Here is a 25,472-nt window from a genome sequence, read left to right on the forward strand (position 1 = left end):
TATGCTTTCATTTTTATCAAGGCAAATAACTACTATTTTTATCTATTCTTTGTCAGGAATGACTTTAAAGAGATAATAGGTGATAAAGATAGTCAAGGCTCCCAGACCGATTTTGACTGGCAAAAGAGGAGCAAAATAAATAGAAATTCCCATCAAGATATAGATAGATACGATGATTTTTTTCTTTCGTTCTCGCGCTATTGACTTGGTTTCCCGAAAGTCAGCTACATAAGTCTGATAGAGCTTGGTGTGATAAAGCCAATCTTCAAATCTCTTTGAAGACTTGGAAAAGCAAGCAATTGATAGCAAAAGGAAGGGCGTCGTTGGCAAGAGGGGCAAGACAACCCCAACAAGAGCCAAGGCTAAAGAAATAAAACCAATACTTAGGTAAATAATACGCATGTCTTCTCCTAATTGAAATAATCTTCTACTAGTTTCCCACAAAGTGAGGAAATTTGTCAAGCTTCAAGTAAAAAGAGCCTGAAATTTATTTTCAGGACTCTTCGTGTTATTTAATTTTCTCTTCTTCGTAGTCGCCATTACTACACACAATCTGTTTGCCACCACCACGGACTTTCTTCTCCATAAGGAAGTGACTACATTTTGGACAATCACGTCCAATTGGTTTATCCCAGGAAGTAAATTCACATTCTGGGTAGCGATTGCAACCATAGAAGATACGATTGCGCTTGGTTTTGCGTTCGATGATTTGACCTTGATGGCAGCTTGGACACTCGACTCCAATCTCTTTGACAATTGCTTGTGTGTGACGGCAGTCTGGGAAATTACTACAAGCATAGAATTTACCAAAACGACCGAGCTTAATCACCATCGGACTGCCACAAACTTCACAGTCAAATCCAGCTGGCTCATCCTTGATCTGGATTTTTTCCATTTCGGATTCAGCCTTGGCTACCTCTTTAGAGAATGGTTTATAAAATTCATCAATGACACGTTGCCACTGCTCTTTTCCAACTTCGACATCATCCAATTTTCCTTCCATCTCAGCTGTGAAGGTCACATTTACGATATCTGGGAAATATTCAACAATGAGTTTATTAACAATTTCTCCCAACTCTGTTGGTTCAAAACGTTTTGCTGCCAGACGAACGTAGTAACGTTTTTGGATGGTTTCAATGGTCGGAGCGTAGGTTGACGGACGTCCAACCCCATTTTCCTCCAAGGTCTTGATAAGAGTCGCTTCCGAATAGCGAGCTGGCGGTTGAGTGAAATGTTGTTCTGGCTTGCTATTGACCTGCTTGACCACATCTCCAACAGCCATATCTGGCAACATTTTGTTCTTGTCAGAGTCATTGTAGATAGCAAGATAACCATCAAACCTAACTTGGCTTCCATTCGCTGCAAACTGAACCCCATTTTGAGAAAGCTTAACAGCCATGGTATCAAAGATAGCGCCTGTCATCTGGCTAGCCACAAAACGGTTCCAGATAAGGGTATAAAGTTTGAGCTGGTCTTTGTCCAAGTACTTAGCGATGCTTTCTGGTGTGTTAAAGACACTAGATGGACGAATGGCTTCGTGGGCATCCTGAGCACCTGAGGCATTCTTGACCTTGCTACCATGCTTGGAATACTTGCTACCAAAACGCTCGTTAATATAGCTTGCCGCTTCATTCTGAGCCACAGGACTGATACGAGTCGAGTCTGTACGCATATAGGTAATCAAACCTTGCACGCCCGATCCGATATTGATCCCTTCATAGAGCTGTTGAGCCACCATCATGGTCTTTCGAGTACGGAAATTGATTTTGTTAGCCGCATCCATCTGCATGGTTGAAGTCGTATAAGGTAGGGGCGCATTGCGTTTGCGTTCTTTCTTATCTACCTGGTCTACTGTGAAATCTTTACTAGTCAAATGGGACAAGACTTCTTTGACCTCTTCATTGGTGGTCAATTTCATCTTTTTGCCATTCATACCATAGAAAGAAGCCTGAAATTGCTTGGTTCCCTTCTTAAAGACACCATCAATTGTCCAGTATTCTTCTGGTTGGAAGGCATTGATTTCATTTTCACGGTCAATGATGAGCTTAAGGGCAACAGACTGCACGCGTCCTGCTGATAAGCCCTTCTTGACCTTTTTCCACAAAATAGGCGAAATCGAATACCCTACCAAGCGGTCTAAGACACGACGAGCTTGTTGGGCATCGACCAAGTCCATGTCAATCTTGCGAGGTTCTTTAAAGGCATTTTTTACTGCGTCCTTGGTGATTTCATTAAAGACTACACGGTTGGCATCATTCTCATCCAAGTTGAGAATGTGAGCTAAATGCCAGGAAATTGCTTCTCCTTCACGGTCCGGGTCACTCGCCAGAAAGACTTTATTGGCCTTTTTAGCTTCTTTTTTTAAGTCATTGATGAGAGGACCTTTTCCTCGGATATTGATATACTGTGGTTCATAGTTATTTTCAATGTCGACTGACATACTGGATTTCTTCAAATCACGGATATGCCCGACACTGGCTAAAACCTTGTAATTTCTGCCTAGGTATTTCTCAATCGTTTTCGCTTTAGCAGGCGACTCCACGATGACTAGATTTTTCTTAACTGTTGATTTTTTCTTCTTTGTTGCCGTAGCCACACTATCACACCTTTTCAAAGTAATAAACTTTATAAAGTGTAAACCATTTTTCTATAGCTGTCAAGACCTAAGTCCTATATATAGAAGAAAAGTTTATCTGAGTGAACAAATTTCTCCTTAAAATTCAAACTCAGCCAGCACATCTTGACCACTTGAAATCAGCTTTGCTCCCTCTTGAATCAGGTGGTGACAGCCATCTGAATGCCCATCTAAAATGTTTCCTGGAATGGCAAAGACATCACGCCCTTCCTCCATGGCACGCTCACAGGTGATGAGACTACCAGAACGCATCCTTGCCTCTGCTACAATCACACCACGGCAAAGGCCAGCAATGATACGATTACGAGCTGGAAAGTGAAATTTCAAGGGTTCCTCACCAGGTCCGTACTCGCTAAGTACCAAATGGTGATTACCAATGTGTTCCTGCAGACGTTTATTGGCTCGGGGATAAAAAACATCCAATCCTGTTCCAATGACAGCAATCGTTCTTCCTCCATTCTGGAGTGCAGCCATATGGGCAGCCGTATCAATCCCTTTGGCTAAACCACTGACCACGATTAACTCGTTTTCCAAACCTTGAATGACTTTCTGAACCGATTTTGCTCCCTGACTAGAACATGAACGACTCCCTACAACAGCAACCTTTGGAAACTTTAACAAGTCCAGATTTCCTTTATAAAACAAGAGCACTGGAGCATCATAAATCTCACTCAGATCCCAAGGATAACAGTCATCAAGAATAGAAAAGGATGGAAATTTCTGAAACTCCTTCTCCAACTGTGCATCATCTATCTGGAAATAGCGTTCCATAAAGACAGCAGGATTACGACACCCCGATAGTTCCGCAATATCACCTAGCAAGAGCTCCTGATCTACAGTCTCATCGTATTCAAGAACTGTTAAAATTTGTTGATTGCTCAGCCCAGCTTTTCTCAATTTGTAAATCTCATAGTTTGTGATCTTCATATACAACTCCATTTCTTTTTCTACTCATCTATCTATTCGTAAAAAAAATAAAAAGAAGACCAAGGATCTTCTTTTTTTCATTTATTCAGATTTAGTAGTTGACCAGCTACTTTCAACCATCGGTAAGATTGTTTTTAAAGCTTCCCCATCCCCTTCAAGTGAAACATAGCGGATTTTACCATCATTTGATCGGAAGACCCAGGTAACGAGGTATTTTCCTGACTTAGCAATTGCATTGACAACATAGGCTTCATAACCTCCAATGGTCGATTTGGAGCCCCAGACCTTACTAAAATCAGAGCTTTGTTCTTTGGAAGTTAAAATACTAGATGAGACTGTCACAACATCCAGTTTAGCATATTCTTCTTCGCTGATATTGAACTGATCAGCCTTGAAGGTATTCAGCGTAACAATGTTGATATCTGTTCCATCACTATACTGTATATCATTTCCACCTTCTACTTCATGGAATCGAACCCATGATTTGGGTACCTTGACAAATCCATATTCATTCGAACCGATGATTTGCGTCTCTTCCTTTTTCGCTTCAGAAACAGCAGAACTAGTGCTACTCGTTTCCTGACCGCTTGAAGAACTAACAACCGCAGTCGAACTTTCTTCGGTTGCTGTTTGCGATTTATTGGAGCATGAAGCTAGAAAAACACTAACAGTAACTACAGTACCTAAAATTAATAATTTTTTCATCTTACCACCTTTCCATCTGCATTATAAGAAAAATAAGGACTTCTGTCAAATTCTAACCTAATCTATTCTGTTAGCTTCCGATTTTATCACTCTCATTTAAAGCAAAAACTCTTGAAAAATCTTCAAGAGTTTTTTTATTTCTATTCTTCATCCATGCTCAAGACGCTAAGGAAGGCTTCTTGTGGGACTTCTACTGATCCGATAGCTTTCATGCGTTTCTTACCAGCTTTTTGTTTTTCAAGGAGTTTGCGTTTACGAGAAACGTCACCACCGTAACACTTAGCAAGTACGTTCTTACGAAGGGCCTTGATATCCGTTCGAGCCACGATCTTGTGCCCAATAGCTGCTTGAATCGGTACCTCAAACTGTTGACGAGGGATGATTTTCTTGAGCTTATCCACGATGAGTTTCCCACGTTCGTAGGCAAAATCCTTGTGAACGATAAAGCTGAGGGCATCCACCTTATCACCATTGAGAAGGATGTCCATTTTAACCAGCTTAGATGGACGGTACTCTGACAATTCATAGTCAAAGCTTGCATAACCACGTGTCGAAGACTTGAGCTTATCAAAAAAGTCAAAGACGATTTCAGCAAGTGGAATTTGATAGATAACATTGACACGATTGTCATCAATATAGTCCATGGTCACAAAGTCCCCACGTTTGCGTTGAGCTAATTCCATAACTGCTCCGACAAACTCCTGCGGTACCATGATTTGCGCCTTGACATAAGGTTCTTCAATGGTCGCGATCTTAGTCGGATCTGGAAATTCAGAGGGGTTAGACACATCCATAGACTCACCGTCAGTTTGGTTAACCTTATAGATAACAGACGGAGCTGTCATGATGAGGTCAATATTGAACTCGCGCTCTAAACGCTCTTGGATAACATCCATATGGAGAAGTCCAAGGAATCCACAACGGAAACCAAATCCAAGGGCCTGAGATGTTTCTGGTTCAAACTGCAGGCTGGCATCGTTGAGCTGCAATTTTTCAAGGGCTTCACGAAGGTCATTGTACTTGTTTGATTCGATTGGATAAAGACCCGCAAAGACCATAGGATTCATCTGCTTGTATCCATCTAGCGGTTCTGCCGCTGGATTGCTTGCTAGAGTAACTGTATCACCCACGCGCGTATCTTGAACCGTCTTGATAGAAGCCGCAATATAACCAACGTCACCAGTCGCAAGAAAATCACGACCAACTGCTTTCGGCGTGAAAATACCGACCTCCGTCACATCAAAGATCTTGCCATTGCTCATGAGCTGAATCTTATCGCCAGGTTTAACCACTCCGTCCATAACACGCACTTGCAGGATAACCCCACGATAAGCATCATAAACTGAGTCAAAAATTAAGGCTTTTAATGGAGCTGAAACATCACCAGTTGGAGCTGGCACTTTTTCAACGATCTGCTCAAGAATCTCTTCAATACCAATACCAGCTTTGGCTGAAGCCAGGACCGCTTCGCTGGCATCTAGTCCAATGACATCCTCAATCTCTGTACGCACACGCTCTGGATCAGCTGCTGGTAGATCAATCTTGTTAATGACGGGCAAGATTTCCAAATCATTATCCAATGCTAGATAAACGTTGGCAAGTGTTTGTGCTTCAATCCCTTGGGCCGCATCAACCACCAAAATTGCTCCTTCACAGGCTGCTAGTGAACGCGACACTTCATAGGTAAAGTCCACGTGCCCAGGTGTGTCAATCAAGTGGAAAATATAGGTCTCACCATCTTTCGCAGTGTAATTAAGCTCAATGGCATTGAGTTTAATGGTAATCCCACGTTCACGCTCAAGATCCATACTATCCAGAAGTTGGGCTTGCATTTCACGACTAGAAACCGTCTCCGTCTTTTCCAAAATGCGGTCTGCTAGCGTTGATTTCCCATGGTCAATATGGGCGATAATAGAGAAGTTTCGAATCTTCTCCTGTCGTTTTTTTAATTCTTCTAAGTTCATGATGCTCTTCCTTTCAGGGTATCTATTAATTATAAATTGTTTTTAACATTTTGACAAGACCATACCCTGCTAGGAGTACTAATCTTCGGCAATAAAGCCATCATTTTCGATAAAGTGGTGTTCGGTCATTCCTTGGTCTGTAAAGATGATTCCATGAAGGACACCACCATAGACAGCTCCTCCATCCATACCAATCTTGCCATCCTCTGTTATCCAAAGCTCAGCTGTACCTCGGTCTTGCTTGAGCAAACCATAAACCGGTGTATGCCCAAAGACAATCGTTTTTCCAGTATGATTTTCAGCTTCGTGGAATGGCTTTCTGAGCCAGACTTTCTTATAATCTGTGGTTTCATGCCAATCATCCAAGGTCAAGTCAATACCCGCATGAACAAAGATATACTTGTCTGTCTCCACCACAAATGGCATTTGACGAATAAATTCGACCAAGTCTGCCGCTTCAGTCGCAACACGCTTGGCATCTTCTACGCCATCAACTGGTGCATCCAAGGGACGACCTAAAATAGAGTTAATAGTTGTATCTCCACCATTGCGACGATAATGGTCATAGCTTTCTTCTGGGTCATCGAGCCAAGTCAGAAACATATACTCGTGGTTTCCTGATAGACAGATAGCTCCTTGATTGTCGACCAAGTCTTTGACCATTTCTAGAACACGGCGACTGTCTTCACCACGGTCAATCAAATCCCCTAGAAAGAGCAACTGGGTGTGACCATCCCATGTTTTGAGAAGGTCTTCCAGCATACCTGCTTTTCCGTGAACATCTCCAATTACATAATAGTCTGTCATTTATTTCTCCCTCGTTTGCAATAATTCTCTAGCTTGGGTAAGGGCCGCCTCTGTTACATTTTGCCCAGCCAACATTTTAGCAACTTCCTCTACTCGTTCTTCTAAAGTCAAGAGACGAACTGTCGACACCGTTGAGTGCTCATCGCTAATCTTCTCAATAAAGAATTGATAATCCGCGATGGCAATCACTTGTGGAAGGTGAGAGATAGCAAGAACCTGACCATGCTGGCCAATCTTATGAATTTTTTGAGCAATGGCCTGGGCTACACGACCTGAAACTCCCGTATCCACCTCATCAAAGACAATACTGGTCTTGCCTTCCTTACGAGAAAAGGCTGACTTGATAGCCAACATAAGGCGGGATAATTCCCCACCAGATGCAACTTTGACCAAAGGCTTAAAGTCTTCACCTGGGTTGGTGGAAATGTAAAACTCGACCGTTTCATTCCCCTCACGACTAAATTTGCCCTTGCTAAAGCGAACTTGAAATTGAGCCTTCTCCATATAAAGATCTTGCAACTCTTGTTTTATCTCAGCTTCTAGCTGCTGGGCCAAGTCATGGCGAGCTGATGCAAGCTGCCCTGCCAAATCAACAAGATTAACTTCCAATTTCTTGAGCTCTGCTTCCATATCTTCGGAAGAAAGGTTATTTCCAGTCAAGAGATTGTACTCATCCGTAATCTTGGCAAAATAAAGCAAAACGTCGTCCACAGTTCCACCATACTTGCGAGTAATAGTATTCAGAAGATCTAAGCGATTCTCAACCTGCATGAGGCGATTGCCATCAAAATCCAAGTCATCAATAATATCTTCCAAACGCTTGGTAATATCTTCTAAAACATAGTAGGTTTCTGATAGAGAACTTGAAATTTCACGGTATTCAGGGTCATACTCTTCGACACTTTCCATGTCATTCATGGCTGAACGGACATTAGCAAGACTGGAGAATTCCTCATTGTCTAACATGCTATAGGCATTGGTTAGCGTATCCGCAATATTTTTATGATTGAGGAGTTTATCTCGTTCTTGGTTGAGAACCAAGTCTTCACCAGCCTGCAAGTTTGCAGCCTCAATCTCTGCCATTTGAAATTCCAACATCTCAATACGAGCCTTGTGTTCCTGTTGGTTTTTCTTGACTTCCAAAACCTGCTTACGCATTTTGCGATAGGCATCAAAGCTCGTCTGATAGGTCTCCTTCAAGTCCAAGAAAGCAGCATCACCAAACTCATCCAACATCTGGATGTGCAGTTGAGGACGCATTAACTCCTCTTGGTCATGCTGACCATGGATATCCACAAGGTGTTGCCCAATAGCACGCAAGACAGAAAGATTGACCATCTGACCATTCACGCGACTAACACTACGACCATTTTGCAAAATTTCCCGGCGGATGATGATCTCATCGCCCAATTCTAAACCTTGCTCATCAAAAAGTTCCTGTAAAAGGCGACTGTTTTCAACCGAGAAAAGCCCCTCAATCTCTGCCTTTGGCGCACTGTGGCGAATAACGTCTGTCGTTGCACGAGCCCCCAACATGAGATTCATAGCGTCGATAATGATAGACTTTCCAGCACCCGTTTCCCCGGTCAAAACAGTCATACCCTTTTCAAAATTGAGCGAAATCGCCTCAATAATGGCAAAGTTTTTTATCGAAATTTCAAGTAACATACTGACCTACCATTTTTTGACTTGTTCAACAATTTCTTCAGCTGCCTCTGCTGTTCTAGCTACAATTAAGATAGAATCATCATCAGCTAGACAGCTAAAAATCTGTTCAGGAAATGCTTCGACCAACTGACTCTTCACAAAAATAGTATTTCCAGGAATGACAGCAAGGTTGATCATATTTCCCATTAACTCAGAACTCACAATATTGTCCTCAGCTAACTGCAAGCTTTTGACGATTGATTTTGGCAACTCATAGATATAGGTGTTGTTCTTCAAAGGAATTTTAACAATCCCAAGCTCCTTGATGTCCCTTGAGACAGTGGCTTGGGTAGCAGAAATACCTGCTTCCTTCAAATGCTCAACAATTTCTTCCTGAGTCCCGATTTGATAATCCGTAACAAATCTTCTAATTTTTTCAAGTCTCTCTTTTTTATTCATCTTTAAATTCTCTATGTGCTCTCTCTACAACTTTTTCTATTTCAGGGGCAACTTGGTTACTTGCTCCCTCTTCCTTTTTCAAATATACCAGAAATTCGATGTTTCCATGTCCACCTTGGATTGGTGAATAGTCTAATCCAAGCACTGAAAAACCTTGTTCAACTGCCATAGCAGTGACAGATTCAAGGACAGTTTGATGAACCTTAGCATCTCGAATGATTCCATTTTTCCCAATCTGCTCACGACCTGCTTCAAACTGGGGTTTGACAAGTGCCACCACCTGACCTTGATCAGCCAAGACACGATGCAAAGCAGGCAAAATCAGACTGAGGGAAATGAAACTCACATCAATACTGGCAAAGCTTGGTTCCTGCTCAAAATCAGTCTTTTCAGCATAGCGGAAATTAAACTGCTCCATGCTAACAACCCGAGAATCTTGGCGCAGTTTCCATGCTAACTGATTGGTACCGACATCGACTGCAAAGACTAACTCAGCACCATTTTGCAACATGACATCAGTAAATCCTCCAGTGGAAGCCCCAATATCAATCGTGGTTGCTCCCTCGACTGACAAATCAAAGACCTCCAAGGCCTTCTCTAGTTTTAGACCACCTCGACTGACATACTTGAGTTTTTCACCCTTGAGTTTTAGTTCAGTATCATCTGGGATTTTTTCTCCTGGTTTATCAAAGCGTTCTCCATTAAGGACTGCTACGACTAGTCCAGCCATGACACCGCGCTTGGCCTGTTCTCGCGTTTCAAACAAGCCCTGTTTATAAGCTAGTACATCCACTCTTTCCTTAGCCATTGATTCTCAAACCTTCTACTATTTTCACAATCGGTGCTGTTTCAAAGGGAACCTGCTGGGCAATTTCTTCTAATTTAGCCTCGGCTTGATTCAGAGTTTGGTTACAAAAGGCAATGGCCTTTTCCAAGCCCAACAAGGCTGGATAGGTCGACTTTTCTGCCTGTAAATCCTTTTGCGGTGTCTTGCCGATTTCCTCAAAACTAGCTGTCACATCCAGTACATCATCTCGAACTTGAAAGGCAAGCCCAATCAATTCACCCACAGTTTTCAGTTTTACTTGGATTTCTGGTTCTAATTCAGCTATGATAGCGGCGGCTTGGAAAGGATAGGCTAGTAATTTTCCAGTTTTATTGGCATGAATGGTCTGGAGTTCTTCCAAAGACAAATGCTGGTGTTCGCCTTCCATATCTAAAACCTGACCTGCCACCATGCCTAGACTACCTGAAGCAAGGGATAAGTTGGCAATCAAATTCACCTTAATCCGACTTGGCAAATCTGCCTGCGCGATCAAGGCATAGGGATCTAGGAACAAGGCATCTCCTGCCAATATTGCCATTGCTTCGCCAAATTTCTTGTGATTGGTCAAGCGTCCCCGACGGTAATCATCATCATCCATGGCAGGAAGATCATCGTGAATCAAGCTCCCTGTATGAATCATTTCCAAGGCCGCAGCTACCTGTGCATGCGCTGGTCTAATAGCGACTTGCAAGGCTTCCAGAACTTCTAACAAGAGAAAAGGCCGAATTCTCTTGCCACCAGCATGAATGGAATAAAGAACGGACTCTCGCAAACTAGAGGCAAACTGCTGGTCTCCATAAAAATTTTCCAAAGCCGACTCAACAAGAGCTAATTTTTCTTGCTTCTTCATTCAAAATCACTTTCTGTTCCGTCTTCTTGCATGACCTTGACCAAGGTCTTTTCAGCCTTGTCCAGCGTCGCTTGGAGCTCTTTTGACAAAACCATGCCCTTTTGAAAGGCCGCAATCGCATCTTCTAGAGCGATTTCGCCATTTTCTAAACTTTGGACAATGGACTCAAGTTCTGCTAGATTATCCTCAAATTTCTTTTGTTTTGACATCTTTAACCTCTAATTCTACTTGACCATCTCGCATTAAAAGCGTCACTTGGTCATTTTTCTTCAAACTCTCAACCGAATCCACAACGGACTCTTCTTTTTTGACAATAGCATAGCCACGCGCCACAATTCGGCTCGTATCCAGCATCAGAAGAGCTTCCGAGAGTCGCTTGACCTCAGCAACCTTGGCATCATAAACCAGAGCTATTTGGCTACGGAGGAGCTTGTCCAACTGAGCAAGCCGATCCTGATAGCGTTGGATTTTGGGAACAGGTGATAATTGCACCAATTGGTGTGTCCTTGCTTGGACTAAATGTTTGCTATCAGAAATCCGTGTTCGCAAACTTTGTTTTAATCGCAGTTGCAGTTGATCCAACCGTTGCAAATATCCATCGTACAAGCGCTCTGGCTGTCTAAAGATGACTGACTGACTGCATTTTTTCAAAGCTTCTTGTTTCTTAGATAGGACATTTCGGACTGCTGTTGCCATCCGTTTTTCCTGATTTTGCAAATGGGTCAAAAGATCCAACTTGGTCACAGGCGTTGCCAATTCAGCCGCAGCTGTTGGCGTCGCAGCACGACGATCGGCCACAAAGTCTGCCAAGGTCACATCCGTCTCATGCCCAACACTAGAAATAACTGGCAAACGAGATTCAAAAATAGCCCGTACCACGATCTCTTCGTTAAAAGCCCAGAGATCCTCGATGGAACCCCCACCACGACCAATGATGAGGACATCTAGGTCCTCACGTTGATTGGCACGCGCAATATTCCGAGCTATTTCCTCAGCAGCTCCATCTCCTTGCACCTTGGTTGGATAGAGAAGGATATCGACACCAGGAAAACGTCTACTGACGGTTGTGATAATATCTCGAATAACAGCTCCACTGCGACTGGTTACCACACCGATTCGCTTAGCAAACTGGGGAAGAGGTTGCTTGAATCTCTCTTGAAATAGACCTTCTTCCGTCAATTTTTTCTTAAGTTGTTCAAACTGAATCGCTAGCGCCCCAACCCCATCAGGTTCAGCTTTTTCAATGATGATAGAGTAGCTACCGCTTGGTTCATAGACCTGCACACGCCCAATTACATTGATCTTCATTCCTTCTTCCAGGTCGAAACCTAATTTTTGATAAATCCCTGACCAGATGGTTGCTTGAATAACTGCATGGTCATCTTTCAAGGAGAAATATTGGTGAGTAGGTCGTTTACGAAAGTTGGAAACTTGACCAGTTAAATAGACCCGTTCCAAGTAAGGGTCTTTATCGAATTTCATTTTCAGATACTTGGTCAAAGTTGTTACCGATAAATACTTTTCCATCTCCACCTACTATTCATTTTCTTGCTTTTCCATGGGTATTATTATACCAAAAACATGCTTAAAAATCACCTTTTTCCTACTGAAACTAAAGGAAAAATAGAAAAAGGAGGCTAGGCCTCCTCATCTGATTATTTACTGTTTCGCGCTTCTTCCAAAATCTTTGCAATCTTGGTCGTCAAAAGGTCGATAGCAACGGTATTGCTGACTCCTTCAGGAATGACGATATCGGCATAACGCTTAGTCGGCTCGATAAACTGGTGGTACATAGGTTTAACTACACCTAAGTACTGCTCAATGACACTGTCAAGGCTACGTCCACGCTCCTCCATATCACGCTTGATACGTCGAATAATACGCACATCATCATCTGTATCCACAAAAATCTTGATATCCATCAAATCTCGCAGACGCTTGTCCTCCAAGACCAAAATCCCCTCAACGATAAAGACATCCTGAGGCTCCTGACGATAGGTCTTGCTACTCCGTGTATGTTCTGTATAGTCATAAGTCGGGATGTCCACCGGGCGCCCTGCCAACAATTCCTTAATCTGCTCGATCATCAAGTCTGTATCAAAGGCAAATGGATGGTCGTAGTTGGTTTTGACACGCTCTTCAAAGGTCAAGTGAGACTGATCCTTGTAGTACGAATCATGCTCAATCATGGAAATCTTTTCATCAGGAAAGTGAGATAAAATGGCTCTTGAAACACTGGTTTTACCACCACCAGAACCACCTGTCACTCCGATAATGATTGGTCTATTTTGCATGCTATCCTCCGTTTTTTTATCCGTCGTCTATTCTATCACATTTTTTGCAAAATTTATAGTCTGATTTGGATAGTCTAGGTGAAACAAATCCATCCCCATACTCCAGTTAGACTAGCCAAAAACCTTTCTTGGTTTGTAGAAATTGTCCCTTTTTTCTAAAATGGCAAGCAATTTATCACCTTCAAAGGCAGCCAATTCTTTGTCCGTTTGGTCTAACTTAATAAAACGACCAAAGCGCACTTCTGTAGCCTGTTCTGGAGTTAGGATAACTTTGACAAGGTCACCTATTCCAATCTCTAGAGGATGGAGAAAGTCCAGTTTACCAGCCTCCACTTTTTCAGCAATTTCGTCCAAGGTAAGAGCATCCTCCAGTTGTAAACCTGCTGCACTAGTCCGAGTCAAATGGGACATATGGGCCGCATAACCCAGCTTCTCACCTAAATCAACCGATAAGGTACGGATATAAGTTCCTTTACTACATTTTACACGAAAAGTGAATCGTGCGAGGTGATCCTCATAAGAAATAGGACTTGTCCGTTCAAATTGATAAATAGTCACCTGACGTTCTGGACGCTCCACTTCCTGACCAGCACGCGCATACTCATAGAGTTTGCGACCATTAACCTTGACAGCCGAGTACATAGGCGGAATCTGAGTAATAGGCCCATTCAGGCTCGCAATGGCTTTATCGACAATGATTTCATTCAAGGGCGACAAAACAGGTGTCTCTGCGACCACTTCCCCACTAGCATCCTCGGTCGTCGTTGAATAGCCGAGAGTGATTTCCCCCTCATAGACCTTGCCCTCATCCTGCATAAACTCGACTATGCGGGTTGCCTTGCCCACCGCAATAGGCAAAACACCCACTACATACGGATCCAAGGTCCCACCATGACCGATTTTCTTTGTCCCTAATATCTTACGCAGTTTAAAAACCGCGTCATGCGAGGTCATCCCCGCTTCTTTTTTTAAGTTGATAATACCGTTCATTCATTAACTTTCTAAAAATACTAAAACTCTCTTTTGGAAATCCTTATTCTGCTCATAAAGTGCATGGCCGCACTCTGGCAAAATAGTGAGCTGGCTATCTTTGATATGCTGATGCAATTCAAGTGAAGCTTCTACGCCTAGAACATCATCCTTTTCTGCTCCAATGATTAGCGTAGAACAGTTTATTTTTTCCAAAATGGTTAGGCTATCGTGTTTCAAACAAGATACAGCCTGAATAGCAATGCGTTGTTTATCTTTAATACGGCCAAAAATTCCCATTATTCGATAAAGGTATTTGAATTTTCCGAAGGATTTAGTTGTGTAAGAGTGACTAGCAATATCAACCATCAGTTCTTTATAAGTCCCTATTTGACTCAGGCTTAGCCAGCGTCTAATCCGCTCCCTACCAAGCTCACTTAGTTTTGCAGTAGTAACAGCCAAAATCAAACTTTCAACCTTTTCTGGAAAATCTACAGCTACCCATTGAGCAATCATACCACCTTGGGAAATCCCCACGACGACAGAACTTTTTAAATTCAATACATCCATAGCTTCCGCTACATCAGCAGCCATATTTCGTGTTGTATAATTTTCTGACAACTTATTGATGCGACTAAAAACATAAACTTTATAAACCTTGGCAAATTCTCGGTAAGTTAAAGCTAGCATTTGAGCCATGCCCTTAACTGTCTGTAATCCATCCCCCAACCCTGGTATGATAACAAGAGACTTCTTTCCTTTACCAAAGGTCACATAATCCATGTTTTTTTGATCTAGTTGAAGGACCTTATTTTTCGAAGAGTAAAACATTATTTTCTTCCTCACTCCCCCTTCAGCGCTTCAAATTTCGCTTTCATAGTTGGATTTTTTCGGGTCAATTTTTTAACTGAAACATCTTCCAATTTGTTATTAGCGAGGCGGAGTTGATTTTCTGATGTGGTTAGGAACTTCTTGACCTCTTCCATGCGTTTGATGGCCTTGTCAATTTCATCAATAGCTTTACCAAAGTTGGTCGAAGCAGAGTTGTAGTTCTTGGCAAAAGCCATTTTGAAGGCATCCAAGTCTTCTTCAAAATGCGTAATATCGATATTCTGCTCCCGAACCAAGGCCAACTCTTGCTTGTATTTAAGGGAATTAAGCGCAGCATTTCGCAAGAGACCAATCAACTGGATAAAGAACTGAGGACGAACCACATACATCTTTTCATACTCGTGGCTGACATCAACAATCCCTGTATTAAAGTAGTCGTTATCTGCTTCTAGCATGGTCACCAAAACAGCATACTCACAGTTCTTTTCCCGACGGTCCTTGTCCAATTCCTTGTAAAAATCTGCATTCTTATGCTTCTTCTCTGTTCCGTCCGCTTCATTTTTCATCTCAAACATGATGGAAATGAACTCTAGACCATTTTCATCAAAATCACGGAAGATAAAGTCACCCTTAGAGCCACGCGCAGAGACCTTGTTATCCTTCTCAAAGTAGGCATTTGGAAAGGCGAAACTACGTACCTTGTTAAACTCACTCTCTGCATACTGTTCCAAACTTTCCCCAATTGCCTTGGTTGATTGTTGGGCTTTGAAATTCTTATAGAACTCGACCTGTTCACTGGCTGCCTTAAGCTGGGCTTCGTAATTTTGCTTAACAGAAGCCAAAGATAACTCATTTTCCTTTTCTTGCAAGAGGAGCTGGTTTTTGACCTGATCCCGTTCTTTTTCTAAGTCAGAGAGGGTCTTTTGCAGTTGATTTTCATGCTCCAAACGCAAGGTGGCCAGTTGGTTTTCCAAGGCCTGTACTTCCTTGTCCTTTGCTAATAAGGCCTCATGACTTGTCTGTTCAACTTCCATCTTGGCCAACTCTTTCTCTGTATCAAAGTTTTGGATTTTACTCTGCAGTTGGGCAATTTCTTGATCTTTTTGAGCCAGTTTAGTCTGTTGTTCATTCATAGCCTTTTGCTCAGCCAAGGCCAGCTCCTGCTTCATGCGATCGTGTAATTCCTTATCAAACTCAGCTGTTCTCACTTGGGATAAAAGTTCGGCATACTGACTTTCATTTACTGTAAAGACTTCCCCACAGTTGGGACATTTGATTTCGTTCATAACTTTCATCTTTCTAGACTTCTGTAACCATTATATCATGCCTGAGGGAAAATCAAAAACAGTGAGTCGAAACCCACTGTTTATATCTGTTACTTTAAATTTTTTCCAAGGCCAAGCGCAAATCTTCAATCAAATCCTCTACATTTTCAAGACCGATAGACAAGCGGATTTGGTTTGGTGTGACACCTGCTGCTTCTAGGTCTTTTTCTGACAATTGACCGTGAGTGGTTGTCGCAGGATGGACAACAAGCGATTTTGCATCTGCTACGTTAGCAAGGTCAGAGAAGATTTCCAAATTATCAATTACCTTGCGAGCTTCTGTCTCTCCGCCTTTAACATGGAAGGTAAAGATTGAACCAACACCTTTTGGCAAATATTTCTCAGCCAAGGCATGATATGGACTGTCAGCTAGTTTTGGATAATTTACCTTCTCTACCTTAGGATGATTTACAAGGAAATCAACAATTTTCTCTGCATTTTGCACGTGACGTTCCACACGAAGAGAGAGAGTTTCAAGCCCTTGAAGCAAGAGAAAGGCATTAAATGGCGACAATGCAGCACCTGTATCACGGAGCAATTGAACACGAACAGCGATAATAAAGGCTGCTGCACCCACATCACGAGTATAGCTCAAGTTATGGTAACTTGGGTCTTCCTCAACAAATTGAGGGAATTTTCCTGAAGCTTCCCAGTCAAAACGACCACTATCGACAATCACTCCTCCAATAGTCGTACCATGTCCACCAATAAACTTAGTTGCTGAGTGAATGGCAATATCTACACCGTGAGAGAAGACGTTAATCAAATATGGTGTGGCAAAAGTGTTGTCAGAAACGAGAGGAATCTGGTGTTTATGCGCAATCTCAGCCAATTTTTCCAAGTCAGGAATGTTAATCAAGGGATTCCCCAAGGTTTCAATCAAGACAAGCTTTGTATTGTCATTGATAGCTGCTTCCACTTCTTCCAAATTATCCACATCCACAAAGGTTGTTGTGATCCCATAACGAGGAAGGGTTTCCTTCAAGAGGTTGAAGGTCCCACCGTAAATTGTCGACGCAGCCACCACATGGTCACCTGCGTGAGCAAGCGCCAAAATAGTGTAGGTTACAGCAGCCATACCTGATGCTGTCGCTAGCGCTCCAACACCACCTTCAAGAGCTGCAATTCTTTCCTCAAAGGCTGCTGTTGTAGGGTTTGTGATACGAGTATAAATGTTCCCTGGTTTTCTCAAGGCAAACAAATCGGCACCTTCTTGCGTGTCATCAAAAACGAAGGATGTTGTTTGATAAATCGGTACTGCACGAGACTTAGTTGCTGGATCAACTACTTGCCCAGCATGTAATTGTAGGGTTTCAAATTTAAAATCACGAGTCATATGACGACCTCCAAATAGCTTCATTAGGGATATTGTATCATCTTGTGCTAGTCTTTTCCAATACCGTTTTTCTATATTTTGATATAAGGAACAACTATGACTAGTCTTACACATCAAACAAAAAAGCACGATTCACTCGTGACCGTTTTTTAATCGACATAAGTATCTTCGTTTTTATTGAGGAAAGCGTATGGCAAGCCCATCAAGAGACCTCCTCCGATAAAGTTTCCGACAAAGGTTACACCCCAGTGACGAAGAATATTAGGTATGTCAAAGTTAGCAATTGAATCTGCTGCAACGCTGAACTTAACAATCGCAAAAGAAGCAAAGTTCGCAGCAATGTGTTCGTTTGTTAAGAATACAAACATGTAAATTGCTGATAAGACAAGCCAAAGTTTGGCGCCTCCGTCTTTCACCAAAACGAATGAAAGAATGGCAATGTTTACAAAGATATTGGCTAAAATACCTTCAAGCAAGACTAGCTCATTGGAACGGCTTAACTTCATCTCTACAACCCCTGAAATGAAGCTATCATGTGTTAGATTTGCATAGGCTGCTGAGTGGGCAAAGCCCCAACCTGCTATCAAAGCTCCGATAAGGTTGAACAAGGTACAGTAAAGTAAAATCTCAGCTGTTTTTCTCCATGAAATTTTTTTCAAGAAACTACCAGCTGTCAAAAACATCATATTTGAAGTTACCAGCTCAGCATTCAAGAAAACAATGTAGGCCAATCCCCAAGCAAAAACGAATGGGAAGAGGAAACGTCCACTACCTGGAGCGATCTTATTAATCAAGTCAGCCCCAACTGCACCTGCAGCCGTACTAAATGTTAGAAAGGCACCTGCAAACATGGAACGAATCGCATACTTAAACTTGCTTTGGCTATAAAGACTTTCTTTCTTCTTGCAAGCAAATTCAATCTTTGAAATAAACTCTGAAGAGACCATAAAAAAACTCCTAAACTTTTATTTGTGATAATTATAACATAATTCTTGTTTTCTAGAAAGCGTTTTCTGTAAAATTCTAAAATATTTATCTTAAAATCTTTATCCTAAGCCTTCTTAGCCATTTTTTAAGAACTATTTTGATTCTATTTGTTGACATAAAAAACCAGTGAAATAGCACTTCACTGGTTCATTCATTCTTAATAACGTTGTCTATACGGTTGATTAAAGGCCTTCAAAATATCCTCAGAAGTCTCAGAATAAGCTTTTGATTCTTTAAAGATTCCTTTGACGATTATACGCTCAGTCGCATTATAATCAACACAGGTAACCAAAGTAATCTCTTTTACGCCATCACGATCTTCGATTTCATCTACACGGTCAGGTGTGACACGTTTAACTTCTGTAATCTCATAAGTATAAACTTTATCCTTATCCGTCAGGTAAATTTTCATACCTGCTTTGGCATTGACCAAAGGTGAGAAGAGCATTTGACTGGCATTTTCAGCAGTAAAGATATGGTGACTAGCTAGAGAATAGTTGCCTTCTCCCATTTTTTGATCTGGTTTCATGGTCCCTGCTCCGTAGAACAAGTTTACATTATCTAAGCCTTTAAAAATCGGTAAGTTAATCTCCACTTCGGGAATAGCAATACCTCCAATAACGGGAAGTTTCTGAGCATCCCATTGTGAAGCCAATACAGCTTCAGATGAAATAGACTTAACAGAGTCAAAATCAAAATTTCCTTCGGTTTTTAGATTTTCATCTATATTTTCCTTAGTGACTTGATTGACTTGGTATTTATTGGTATTCCAGACCAAAAAGATATCGCGAATCTTTGAATTAAAAATTAAAGCTAGCGATAAAAGAATTAAGAAACCCGCTAAAATATTGATAAATAGATTTCTTCGCTTGTTTTTCTTACTCTTTTTATTTTTCGTTTTTTTATGAGACATTATGCTTCACCTTCTGTTTCAATTTCAGTCCCAACTTCTTCTTTTTCTGCCGCAGCAACCGTTGTAAAGGTTACAATCTTAGCATCCTGATCTAGACGCATCACCTTAACTCCCATAGTTGAGCGTCCCGTTTGTGAAATATTGGCAACGTTTGTACGAATCATGACACCTGTATCTGTGATAATCATCAGGTCTTCATCCCCCTTAACAGTGAGGAGACCTGCCAGAGGACCATTCTTCTCAGCAACATTGGCAGTCTTCATCCCTTTACCACCACGGCCCTTAGTAGGATATTCAGTAGCCAGTGTACGTTTACCATATCCTTTTTCAGTGATGATAAGAACCTCATCTTGGTTTGTAATCACGCTAGCACCAACTACTGTGTCTCCATCACGAAGATTGACTCCTCGAACACCTGTCGCGATACGACTCATGCCACGAACAGCTGATTGATTAAAGCGAACGGCATAACCAAACTTGGTACCGATGATAATATCCGTATCTTCTTCTGTCAGCAAGACATTAATCAGTTCATCTTCATCCTTGAGATTCAAAGCTTTAAGTCCATTTTGACGAATATTAGCGAACTCTTTAACACTGGTTCGTTTCACGATACCGTGACGGGTTGTGAAGAAGAGATAGGCGTCATCACTACGTTCAGACTCAACGTTGATAATGGTCTGAATACTCTCACCTTCGTCCAACTTCAATAGATTGACAACTGGCAATCCCTTAGCGGTACGACCATATTCAGGGATTTCATAACCTTTTAGTCGGTATACGCGTCCTTTATTAGTAAAGAAGAGCAAATGATCATGGGTGCTGGTTGAAACCAACTCACGCACAAAGTCATCATCCTTAACTCCCGTACCTTGAACTCCACGGCCACCACGTTTTTGAGCAGTGAACTCACCTTGGTCCAAACGTTTGATATAGCCCTTGTTAGATAGGGTAATCAAGACATCCGTTTCTTCAATCAAATCTTCATCTTCAAGAGTTAAGACTTCTCCGATCATCAACTCCGTACGACGCTTGTCACCAAACTTGCGTTTGACTTCGTCCAATTCCTCTTTGATAATTTGCGCCACGCGCTCAGGTTTGGCAAGAATATCAGCCAAATCTGCAATCAAGGCAATTAATTCATCATATTCAGACTGAATCTTATCACGTTCCAATCCTGTCAAACGACGAAGACGCATATCAAGGATAGCTTGACTTTGACGTTCAGAAAGCTTGAACTTGCTCATCAACTCAGCTTGCGCTTCCGCATCTGTTTCACTGGCACGAATGATACGAATCACTTCGTCGATATGGTCAAGTGCAATTAAAAGACCTTCTAAGATGTGCGCACGCGCCTCCGCCTTTTCCTTGTCAAAACGAGTACGGCGAACAACCACTTCTTTTTGGTGCTCGATATAAGCATCCAAAATTTGACGAAGGGACAAGATTTTTGGCACACCATTTTCAATCGCCAACATGTTGAAACCAAAGTTGGTTTGCATCTGGGTCATCTTGAAGAGGTTGTTAAGGATAACGTTGGCAGACGCGTCGCGTTTAACCTCGATTACAAAGCGAACGCCTTCACGGTTGGACTCATCACGTACGGCTGTAATGCCCTCAATTCGTTTTTCCTGAACCAAGCGAACAATATGCTCATGTACCTTGGTTTTATTAACCATATAAGGGAATTCCGTTACAACGATGCGCTCCCGACCCGTCTTAGTGGTTTCAATCTCTGTACGAGAACGAAGAACGATTGAACCTTTACCAGTCTCATAAGCCTTATGGATACCTGATTTTCCCATGACAAGAGCACCGGTTGGAAAATCTGGACCAGGCAAGACTTCCATCAAGTCCTTAGTCGTCACTTCAGGATTATCCATAACCAACTTCACTGCATCAATGGTTTCACCCAAGTTGTGAGGTGGAATATTGGTTGCCATCCCAACAGCGATACCAGTTGCCCCATTGACCAAAAGGTTTGGAAAACGAGCTGGCAAAACCAAGGGTTCACGTTCGTTAGCATCGTAGTTGTCTACGAAATCAACGGTGTTTTTATTGATATCACGAAGCATTTCCAGAGCAATCTTGCTCATACGTGCCTCAGTGTACCGCTGCGCGGCAGCACCGTCCCCGTCCATAGAACCAAAGTTTCCATGCCCATCAACAAGCATGTAACGGTAGCTCCACCATTGAGCCATACGAACCATGGCTTCGTAAATAGAGGAATCACCATGTGGGTGGTATTTACCCATAACATCCCCTGTAATACGGGCTGACTTTTTATGAGGTTTATCTGGTGTAACACCTAGTTCATTCATTCCGTATAGAATACGACGGTGAACAGGTTTTAAGCCATCTCGAACATCAGGAAGGGCCCGCGCAACGATAACGCTCATGGCGTAGTCGATAAAGCTGGTCTTCATCTCCTTTGTCAGATTGACATTCACTAAATTTCTATCCTGCATTCATAAATGCCTCATTTCACTATTAGTAATTAGATATATTATACCATAATTTGTCCTTCATTTCAGTCTTTGAAAACCACTAAAACGTTTACATCGATAACCGAATAGAATATTCGTGACAAAGCTTTTCAAAAGTGATAGAATGAAATTGTCTGGGGATTCCCCTAAAAAAAATGAAGGAGATGTTTAGATAATGACTTCAACTAAACAACACAAAAAAGTGATCCTTGTTGGTGACGGTGCCGTAGGTTCATCTTATGCTTTCGCACTTGTTAACCAAGGAATTGCACAAGAGCTTGGAATTATCGAAATTCCACAATTACACGAAAAAGCTGTTGGTGATGCGCTTGACCTTAGCCACGCCCTTGCCTTCACTTCACCTAAAAAAATCTACGCTGCTCAATACTCTGACTGTGCAGACGCTGACCTTGTTGTTATCACTGCAGGTGCTCCTCAAAAACCAGGTGAAACTCGCCTTGACCTTGTAGGTAAAAACTTGGCTATCAACAAATCAATTGTAACACAAGTTGTTGAATCAGGTTTTGATGGTATCTTCCTTGTTGCGGCTAACCCAGTTGATGTTTTGACTTACTCAACTTGGAAATTCTCTGGATTCCCTAAAGAACGTGTTATCGGTTCAGGTACTTCACTTGACTCAGCACGTTTCCGTCAAGCACTTGCTGAAAAATTGGATGTTGATGCTCGTTCAGTTCACGCCTACATCATGGGTGAACACGGAGATTCTGAATTTGCGGTTTGGTCACACGCTAACATCGCTGGTGTAAACCTAGAAGAATTCCTTAAAGATACTCAAAACGTTCAAGAAGCTGAATTGATTGAATTGTTCGAAGGTGTTCGTGACGCTGCTTACACAATCATTAACAAAAAAGGAGCTACTTACTACGGTATCGCTGTAGCACTTGCTCGTATCACAAAAGCAATCCTTGATGACGAAAATGCAGTACTTCCACTTTCAGTCTTCCAAGAAGGTCAATACGGTGTTAAAAACGTCTTTATCGGTCAACCAGCTGTTGTTGGTGCACACGGTATTGTTCGTCCAGTTAACATCCCATTGAACGATGCTGAAACTCAAAAAATGCAAGCATCTGCTAAAGAATTGCAAGCTATCATTGATGAAGCATGGAAAAACCCTGAATTCCAAGCAGCTTCTAAAAACTAATGAAAAGAAGGTTCTCAAACATGGGAACCTTTTTCTTTTTGCACAGAATCATAACTCAACTTTTCAAATAAACAAAAAAAGCCTATCTACCAAGCAATGAAGCTTGATACAATAGGCTTTTTGAAAATTCATTATTTAACAGCGTCTTTAAGAGCTTTACCAGCTTTGAATGCTGGAACTTTAGAAGCTGCGATTTTGATTTCTTTACCAGTTTGTGGGTTGCGACCTTTACGTGCAGCACGCTCACGAACTTCAAAGTTACCGAAGCCGATCAATTGAACTTTTTCACCAGCTGCAAGGTATTCAGTTACTGCTGCAAATACAGCGTCAACTGCTGCTGCTGAATCTTTCTTAGTCAATTCTGTAGCTTCTGCTACTTTAGCGATCAAATCTTGTTTGTTTGCCATGTTAACAAATCCTCCAAATAATTTCTAATTAACAAATATAATCATATCCTAAAATCGGCTATAGGTCAAGTCAAAAACACTATTTTGACCATTTTTTCTCTATTTTTTTAGGAATTGTAGCGAATTAGAATTGCCCAAGCATTCTCTCCAGTATGAGTTTGAATAATAGAGCCAGTTTCCAATACAGAGATTGGTTTCTCAACATAAGGTTGCAATAATGCCTTCATCTCATTCGCCCATTCGTTCGTTCCAGCATAGGAAATTCCAATTTCTGCAACTGATTTTTGGGAAAGAGCATTGGTTAATTCCTCAAGCCACTTTTTGAAAGTTTTCGCTCCACGTCCTTTGGCGATTGGTTGGAGTTCGTGGTTCTTCATCTGCATTACTACACGAATGTTCAAGAGTGAGCTTAGTAATCCTGTCACACGTCCAATACGACCACCCTTAACTAAGTTTTCTAGCGTCGAAACACCGATATAGAGTTCTGTATGATTTTTGACGTCCTCTACATGAGCTAGAATCGTTTCTAAATCTTTACCTTCTTTAGCAAGTTTTGCGGCTTCAACAACTTGGAACTTCATTGCTTGATCTGTAAAAGAACTATCAATAACCGTTACATCAGCAGTTGAGAGGCTTGCCCCTTGGCGAGCAGCTTCCACAGTTCCAGACAAGGCATGGGACATGTGAATGGCGATAATTTGACTGCCATCTTTACCTAGTTCTTCAAAGATCTCAGCAAACACTCCTACAGGTGGCTGGCTTGTTTTAGGCAGATTCTTACTTTGTTGCATAAGATGAAGGAATTCTCCCTCTTTCAAATCTGCATCCGAATAAAGCACACTATCAATCATAACTGATAGAGGAACAACGGTGATATTTAATTCTTTAACTACTTCTGGTTCGATAGTAACAGAAGAGTCCGTTACAATTTTTACTTGTGTCATAATTCAATCTTTCTATTCTTCTCGATAGGATTGGGATTTTCTCCTTTATTATATCAAAAAAATGATAAAAAATCATAAGTGATCCGATGAAAAGAACTGAATTTTTGGTATAATTTATCTATAGAAAAGTGAGGAACAGCCATGATTCGAAAACTTCAACCGATTATCACTATTATTTTTGGAGCTGCTATCTATGCCTTCGGTCTTACTTACTTTGTTGTTCCTTATCATTTATTTGAGGGAGGGGCGACAGGTATTACCTTGATTACCTACTATCTTTTTAAAATCCCTGTCTCATTGATGAACCTCTTGATTAATATCCCTTTATTTATCCTGGCTTGGAAGATATTTGGACCTAAGACCCTCTACTCCAGCCTTCTAGGATCTATTTCACTTTCCGTTTGGCTAGCAATCTTTGAGCGCATTCCTTTGCACATCGACTTGCAAGGGGATCTCATCATTGTCGCTTTAGTCTCAGGTGTCTTACTAGGAGTTGGTTTAGGAATTATCTTTAATGCTGGTGGAACCACTGGTGGCTCTGATATCGTTGCCCGTATCCTCAACAAATACACCAATATTTCGATTGGGAAATTGCTTTTTGGGATTGACTTTTTTATCCTAATGTTGATTTTGATTATCTTCCAGGACCTTCGTCTAGTTACCTATACCCTCTTGTTTGACTTTATCATCGCTCGTGTTATCGACTTGATAGGCGAAGGAGGTTATGGTGGTAAAGGATTTATGATTATTACCCAATATCCTGATCAATTGGCCAAAGAGATTAACGATGAACTCGGACGTGGCGTTACCTTTATATCTGGTCAAGGCTACTACAGCAAAAAGGATTTAAAAATTATCTACTGTATCGTCGGTCGAAACGAAATCGTTAAAATGAAAGATATGATTCACAAAATTGACCCTCAAGCCTTTATCACCATCACTGAGGCTCATGAAATTCTGGGTGAAGGATTTACTTATGTGAAAGATTAAAAAAGCTG

24 protein-coding genes are annotated in these 25,472 nt (G+C 41.6%); 2 read left to right on the forward strand and 22 right to left on the reverse strand.

The features are described from left to right. Window positions 1-42 precede the first annotated feature (42 nt). From B7717_RS08800 to gyrA, 20 genes are all read right to left on the reverse strand, one after another. Window positions 43-402, reverse strand: coding sequence for a YbaN family protein (locus B7717_RS08800; RefSeq protein ID WP_001220359.1), 360 nt, complete (start codon window positions 400-402; stop codon window positions 43-45). 106 nt (window positions 403-508) lie between these two features. Beyond that, a complete protein-coding gene (gene topA, locus B7717_RS08805) occupies window positions 509-2,596 on the reverse strand; it encodes a type I DNA topoisomerase (protein ID WP_084944563.1) in 2,088 nt (695 codons plus the stop codon). 117 nt (window positions 2,597-2,713) lie between these two features. After that, window positions 2,714-3,562 carry a DNA-processing protein DprA gene (gene dprA / locus B7717_RS08810; protein ID WP_049478164.1) on the reverse strand — a complete coding sequence of 283 codons (849 nt, stop codon included), beginning with the start codon at window positions 3,560-3,562 and terminating at the stop codon, window positions 2,714-2,716. Between the two features lie 81 nt (window positions 3,563-3,643). Continuing rightward, window positions 3,644-4,267: a hypothetical protein gene (locus tag B7717_RS08815; RefSeq protein ID WP_084944564.1), complete on the reverse strand. Its 624-nt coding sequence runs from the start codon at window positions 4,265-4,267 to the stop codon at window positions 3,644-3,646. Between the two features lie 140 nt (window positions 4,268-4,407). After that, window positions 4,408-6,231 carry a translation elongation factor 4 gene (gene lepA / locus B7717_RS08820; protein ID WP_001047194.1) on the reverse strand — a complete coding sequence of 608 codons (1,824 nt, stop codon included), beginning with the start codon at window positions 6,229-6,231 and terminating at the stop codon, window positions 4,408-4,410. Window positions 6,232-6,309: 78 nt separating this feature from the next. Further along, a complete protein-coding gene (locus B7717_RS08825) occupies window positions 6,310-7,038 on the reverse strand; it encodes a metallophosphoesterase family protein (protein ID WP_000133319.1) in 729 nt (242 codons plus the stop codon). After that, window positions 7,039-8,706: a DNA repair protein RecN gene (gene recN / locus B7717_RS08830; protein WP_084881778.1), complete on the reverse strand. Its 1,668-nt coding sequence runs from the start codon at window positions 8,704-8,706 to the stop codon at window positions 7,039-7,041. It lies immediately after the preceding gene. Between the two features lie 6 nt (window positions 8,707-8,712). Beyond that, complete coding sequence (locus B7717_RS08835) at window positions 8,713-9,144, reverse strand: arginine repressor (RefSeq protein WP_070697264.1); 432 nt, start codon at window positions 9,142-9,144, stop codon at window positions 8,713-8,715. Continuing rightward, on the reverse strand, window positions 9,137-9,952 hold the full coding sequence (locus tag B7717_RS08840; protein ID WP_084944565.1) for a TlyA family RNA methyltransferase: 816 nt from the start codon (window positions 9,950-9,952) through the stop codon (window positions 9,137-9,139). Before B7717_RS08840 ends, B7717_RS08835 begins: the two co-directional genes overlap by 8 nt. Beyond that, window positions 9,945-10,820, reverse strand: a complete 876-nt coding sequence (locus tag B7717_RS08845; protein ID WP_084944566.1) for a polyprenyl synthetase family protein — start codon at window positions 10,818-10,820, stop codon at window positions 9,945-9,947. Before B7717_RS08845 ends, B7717_RS08840 begins: the two co-directional genes overlap by 8 nt. Then, complete coding sequence (locus B7717_RS08850) at window positions 10,817-11,029, reverse strand: exodeoxyribonuclease VII small subunit (RefSeq protein WP_084944567.1); 213 nt, start codon at window positions 11,027-11,029, stop codon at window positions 10,817-10,819. The genes B7717_RS08845 and B7717_RS08850 overlap by 4 nt, the downstream gene beginning before the upstream one ends. Further along, on the reverse strand, window positions 11,007-12,347 hold the full coding sequence (gene xseA, locus B7717_RS08855; RefSeq protein ID WP_084944568.1) for an exodeoxyribonuclease VII large subunit: 1,341 nt from the start codon (window positions 12,345-12,347) through the stop codon (window positions 11,007-11,009). The genes B7717_RS08850 and xseA overlap by 23 nt, the downstream gene beginning before the upstream one ends. Before the next feature lie 128 nt (window positions 12,348-12,475). Beyond that, a complete protein-coding gene (gene udk / locus B7717_RS08860) occupies window positions 12,476-13,114 on the reverse strand; it encodes a uridine kinase (RefSeq protein ID WP_009730252.1) in 639 nt (212 codons plus the stop codon). A 111-nt stretch (window positions 13,115-13,225) separates the two neighbouring features. Continuing rightward, a complete protein-coding gene (gene truB, locus B7717_RS08865; protein WP_084944569.1) occupies window positions 13,226-14,104 on the reverse strand; it encodes a tRNA pseudouridine(55) synthase TruB in 879 nt (292 codons plus the stop codon). Between the two features lie 3 nt (window positions 14,105-14,107). Continuing rightward, window positions 14,108-14,914: an alpha/beta fold hydrolase gene (locus tag B7717_RS08870; protein WP_084944570.1), complete on the reverse strand. Its 807-nt coding sequence runs from the start codon at window positions 14,912-14,914 to the stop codon at window positions 14,108-14,110. Window positions 14,915-14,925: 11 nt separating this feature from the next. Beyond that, on the reverse strand, window positions 14,926-16,200 hold the full coding sequence (locus B7717_RS08875; protein ID WP_084944712.1) for a DUF2130 domain-containing protein: 1,275 nt from the start codon (window positions 16,198-16,200) through the stop codon (window positions 14,926-14,928). Between the two features lie 94 nt (window positions 16,201-16,294). Beyond that, on the reverse strand, window positions 16,295-17,575 hold the full coding sequence (locus tag B7717_RS08880; RefSeq protein WP_044020622.1) for an O-acetylhomoserine aminocarboxypropyltransferase/cysteine synthase family protein: 1,281 nt from the start codon (window positions 17,573-17,575) through the stop codon (window positions 16,295-16,297). A 149-nt stretch (window positions 17,576-17,724) separates the two neighbouring features. Then, the gene (locus B7717_RS08885) at window positions 17,725-18,522 is read right to left on the reverse strand and encodes a formate/nitrite transporter family protein (protein ID WP_084944571.1); all 798 of its coding nucleotides are present in this window, start codon (window positions 18,520-18,522) and stop codon (window positions 17,725-17,727) included. Window positions 18,523-18,719: 197 nt separating this feature from the next. Next, the gene (locus B7717_RS08890) at window positions 18,720-19,475 is read right to left on the reverse strand and encodes a class A sortase (RefSeq protein ID WP_000018509.1); all 756 of its coding nucleotides are present in this window, start codon (window positions 19,473-19,475) and stop codon (window positions 18,720-18,722) included. Further along, entirely contained in the window at window positions 19,475-21,943 is a 2,469-nt protein-coding gene (gene gyrA, locus B7717_RS08895; RefSeq protein WP_084944572.1) for a DNA gyrase subunit A, read from the reverse strand. The genes B7717_RS08890 and gyrA overlap by 1 nt, the downstream gene beginning before the upstream one ends. 193 nt (window positions 21,944-22,136) lie before the next feature. Between gyrA and B7717_RS08900 the strand changes: the two genes are divergently transcribed. Next, window positions 22,137-23,123 (forward strand): L-lactate dehydrogenase, encoded by a 987-nt coding sequence (locus B7717_RS08900; protein WP_000204722.1) that lies wholly within the window; start codon window positions 22,137-22,139, stop codon window positions 23,121-23,123. Window positions 23,124-23,254: 131 nt separating this feature from the next. On the opposite strand, the gene B7717_RS08905 is transcribed toward B7717_RS08900, so the two are convergent. Then, window positions 23,255-23,530, reverse strand: a complete 276-nt coding sequence (locus tag B7717_RS08905; protein ID WP_001284636.1) for an HU family DNA-binding protein — start codon at window positions 23,528-23,530, stop codon at window positions 23,255-23,257. Window positions 23,531-23,637: 107 nt separating this feature from the next. Then, a complete protein-coding gene (locus B7717_RS08910; RefSeq protein ID WP_084881769.1) occupies window positions 23,638-24,474 on the reverse strand; it encodes a DegV family protein in 837 nt (278 codons plus the stop codon). 141 nt (window positions 24,475-24,615) lie between these two features. Between B7717_RS08910 and B7717_RS08915 the strand changes: the two genes are divergently transcribed. Further along, complete coding sequence (locus B7717_RS08915) at window positions 24,616-25,464, forward strand: YitT family protein (RefSeq protein WP_084880784.1); 849 nt, start codon at window positions 24,616-24,618, stop codon at window positions 25,462-25,464. Window positions 25,465-25,472 lie beyond the last annotated feature (8 nt).

Origin of the sequence: Streptococcus oralis subsp. oralis (genome assembly GCF_002096495.1) — a bacterium.
GTDB classification, from domain to species: domain Bacteria; phylum Bacillota; class Bacilli; order Lactobacillales; family Streptococcaceae; genus Streptococcus; species Streptococcus oralis_CU.

Excerpts from the sequence above, each read along its gene's own strand:
- B7717_RS08800 (WP_001220359.1), bottom strand. The coding sequence starts at position 402 with ATGCGTATTATTTACCTAAGTATTGGTTTTATTTCTTTAGCCTTGGCT.
- dprA (WP_049478164.1), bottom strand. The coding sequence starts at position 3,562 with ATGAAGATCACAAACTATGAGATTTACAAATTGAGAAAAGCTGGGCTG.
- B7717_RS08815 (WP_084944564.1), bottom strand. The coding sequence starts at position 4,267 with ATGAAAAAATTATTAATTTTAGGTACTGTAGTTACTGTTAGTGTTTTT.
- lepA (WP_001047194.1), bottom strand. The coding sequence starts at position 6,231 with ATGAACTTAGAAGAATTAAAAAAACGACAGGAGAAGATTCGAAACTTC.
- B7717_RS08825 (WP_000133319.1), bottom strand. The coding sequence starts at position 7,038 with ATGACAGACTATTATGTAATTGGAGATGTTCACGGAAAAGCAGGTATG.
- recN (WP_084881778.1), bottom strand. The coding sequence starts at position 8,706 with ATGTTACTTGAAATTTCGATAAAAAACTTTGCCATTATTGAGGCGATT.
- B7717_RS08835 (WP_070697264.1), bottom strand. The coding sequence starts at position 9,144 with ATGAATAAAAAAGAGAGACTTGAAAAAATTAGAAGATTTGTTACGGAT.
- B7717_RS08840 (WP_084944565.1), bottom strand. The coding sequence starts at position 9,952 with ATGGCTAAGGAAAGAGTGGATGTACTAGCTTATAAACAGGGCTTGTTT.
- B7717_RS08845 (WP_084944566.1), bottom strand. The coding sequence starts at position 10,820 with ATGAAGAAGCAAGAAAAATTAGCTCTTGTTGAGTCGGCTTTGGAAAAT.
- B7717_RS08850 (WP_084944567.1), bottom strand. The coding sequence starts at position 11,029 with ATGTCAAAACAAAAGAAATTTGAGGATAATCTAGCAGAACTTGAGTCC.
- xseA (WP_084944568.1), bottom strand. The coding sequence starts at position 12,347 with ATGGAAAAGTATTTATCGGTAACAACTTTGACCAAGTATCTGAAAATG.
- udk (WP_009730252.1), bottom strand. The coding sequence starts at position 13,114 with ATGCAAAATAGACCAATCATTATCGGAGTGACAGGTGGTTCTGGTGGT.
- truB (WP_084944569.1), bottom strand. The coding sequence starts at position 14,104 with ATGAACGGTATTATCAACTTAAAAAAAGAAGCGGGGATGACCTCGCAT.
- B7717_RS08870 (WP_084944570.1), bottom strand. The coding sequence starts at position 14,914 with ATGTTTTACTCTTCGAAAAATAAGGTCCTTCAACTAGATCAAAAAAAC.
- B7717_RS08875 (WP_084944712.1), bottom strand. The coding sequence starts at position 16,200 with ATGAACGAAATCAAATGTCCCAACTGTGGGGAAGTCTTTACAGTAAAT.
- B7717_RS08880 (WP_044020622.1), bottom strand. The coding sequence starts at position 17,575 with ATGACTCGTGATTTTAAATTTGAAACCCTACAATTACATGCTGGGCAA.
- B7717_RS08885 (WP_084944571.1), bottom strand. The coding sequence starts at position 18,522 with ATGGTCTCTTCAGAGTTTATTTCAAAGATTGAATTTGCTTGCAAGAAG.
- B7717_RS08890 (WP_000018509.1), bottom strand. The coding sequence starts at position 19,475 with ATGTCTCATAAAAAAACGAAAAATAAAAAGAGTAAGAAAAACAAGCGA.
- gyrA (WP_084944572.1), bottom strand. The coding sequence starts at position 21,943 with ATGCAGGATAGAAATTTAGTGAATGTCAATCTGACAAAGGAGATGAAG.
- B7717_RS08900 (WP_000204722.1), top strand. The coding sequence starts at position 22,137 with ATGACTTCAACTAAACAACACAAAAAAGTGATCCTTGTTGGTGACGGT.
- B7717_RS08905 (WP_001284636.1), bottom strand. The coding sequence starts at position 23,530 with ATGGCAAACAAACAAGATTTGATCGCTAAAGTAGCAGAAGCTACAGAA.
- B7717_RS08910 (WP_084881769.1), bottom strand. The coding sequence starts at position 24,474 with ATGACACAAGTAAAAATTGTAACGGACTCTTCTGTTACTATCGAACCA.
- B7717_RS08915 (WP_084880784.1), top strand. The coding sequence starts at position 24,616 with ATGATTCGAAAACTTCAACCGATTATCACTATTATTTTTGGAGCTGCT.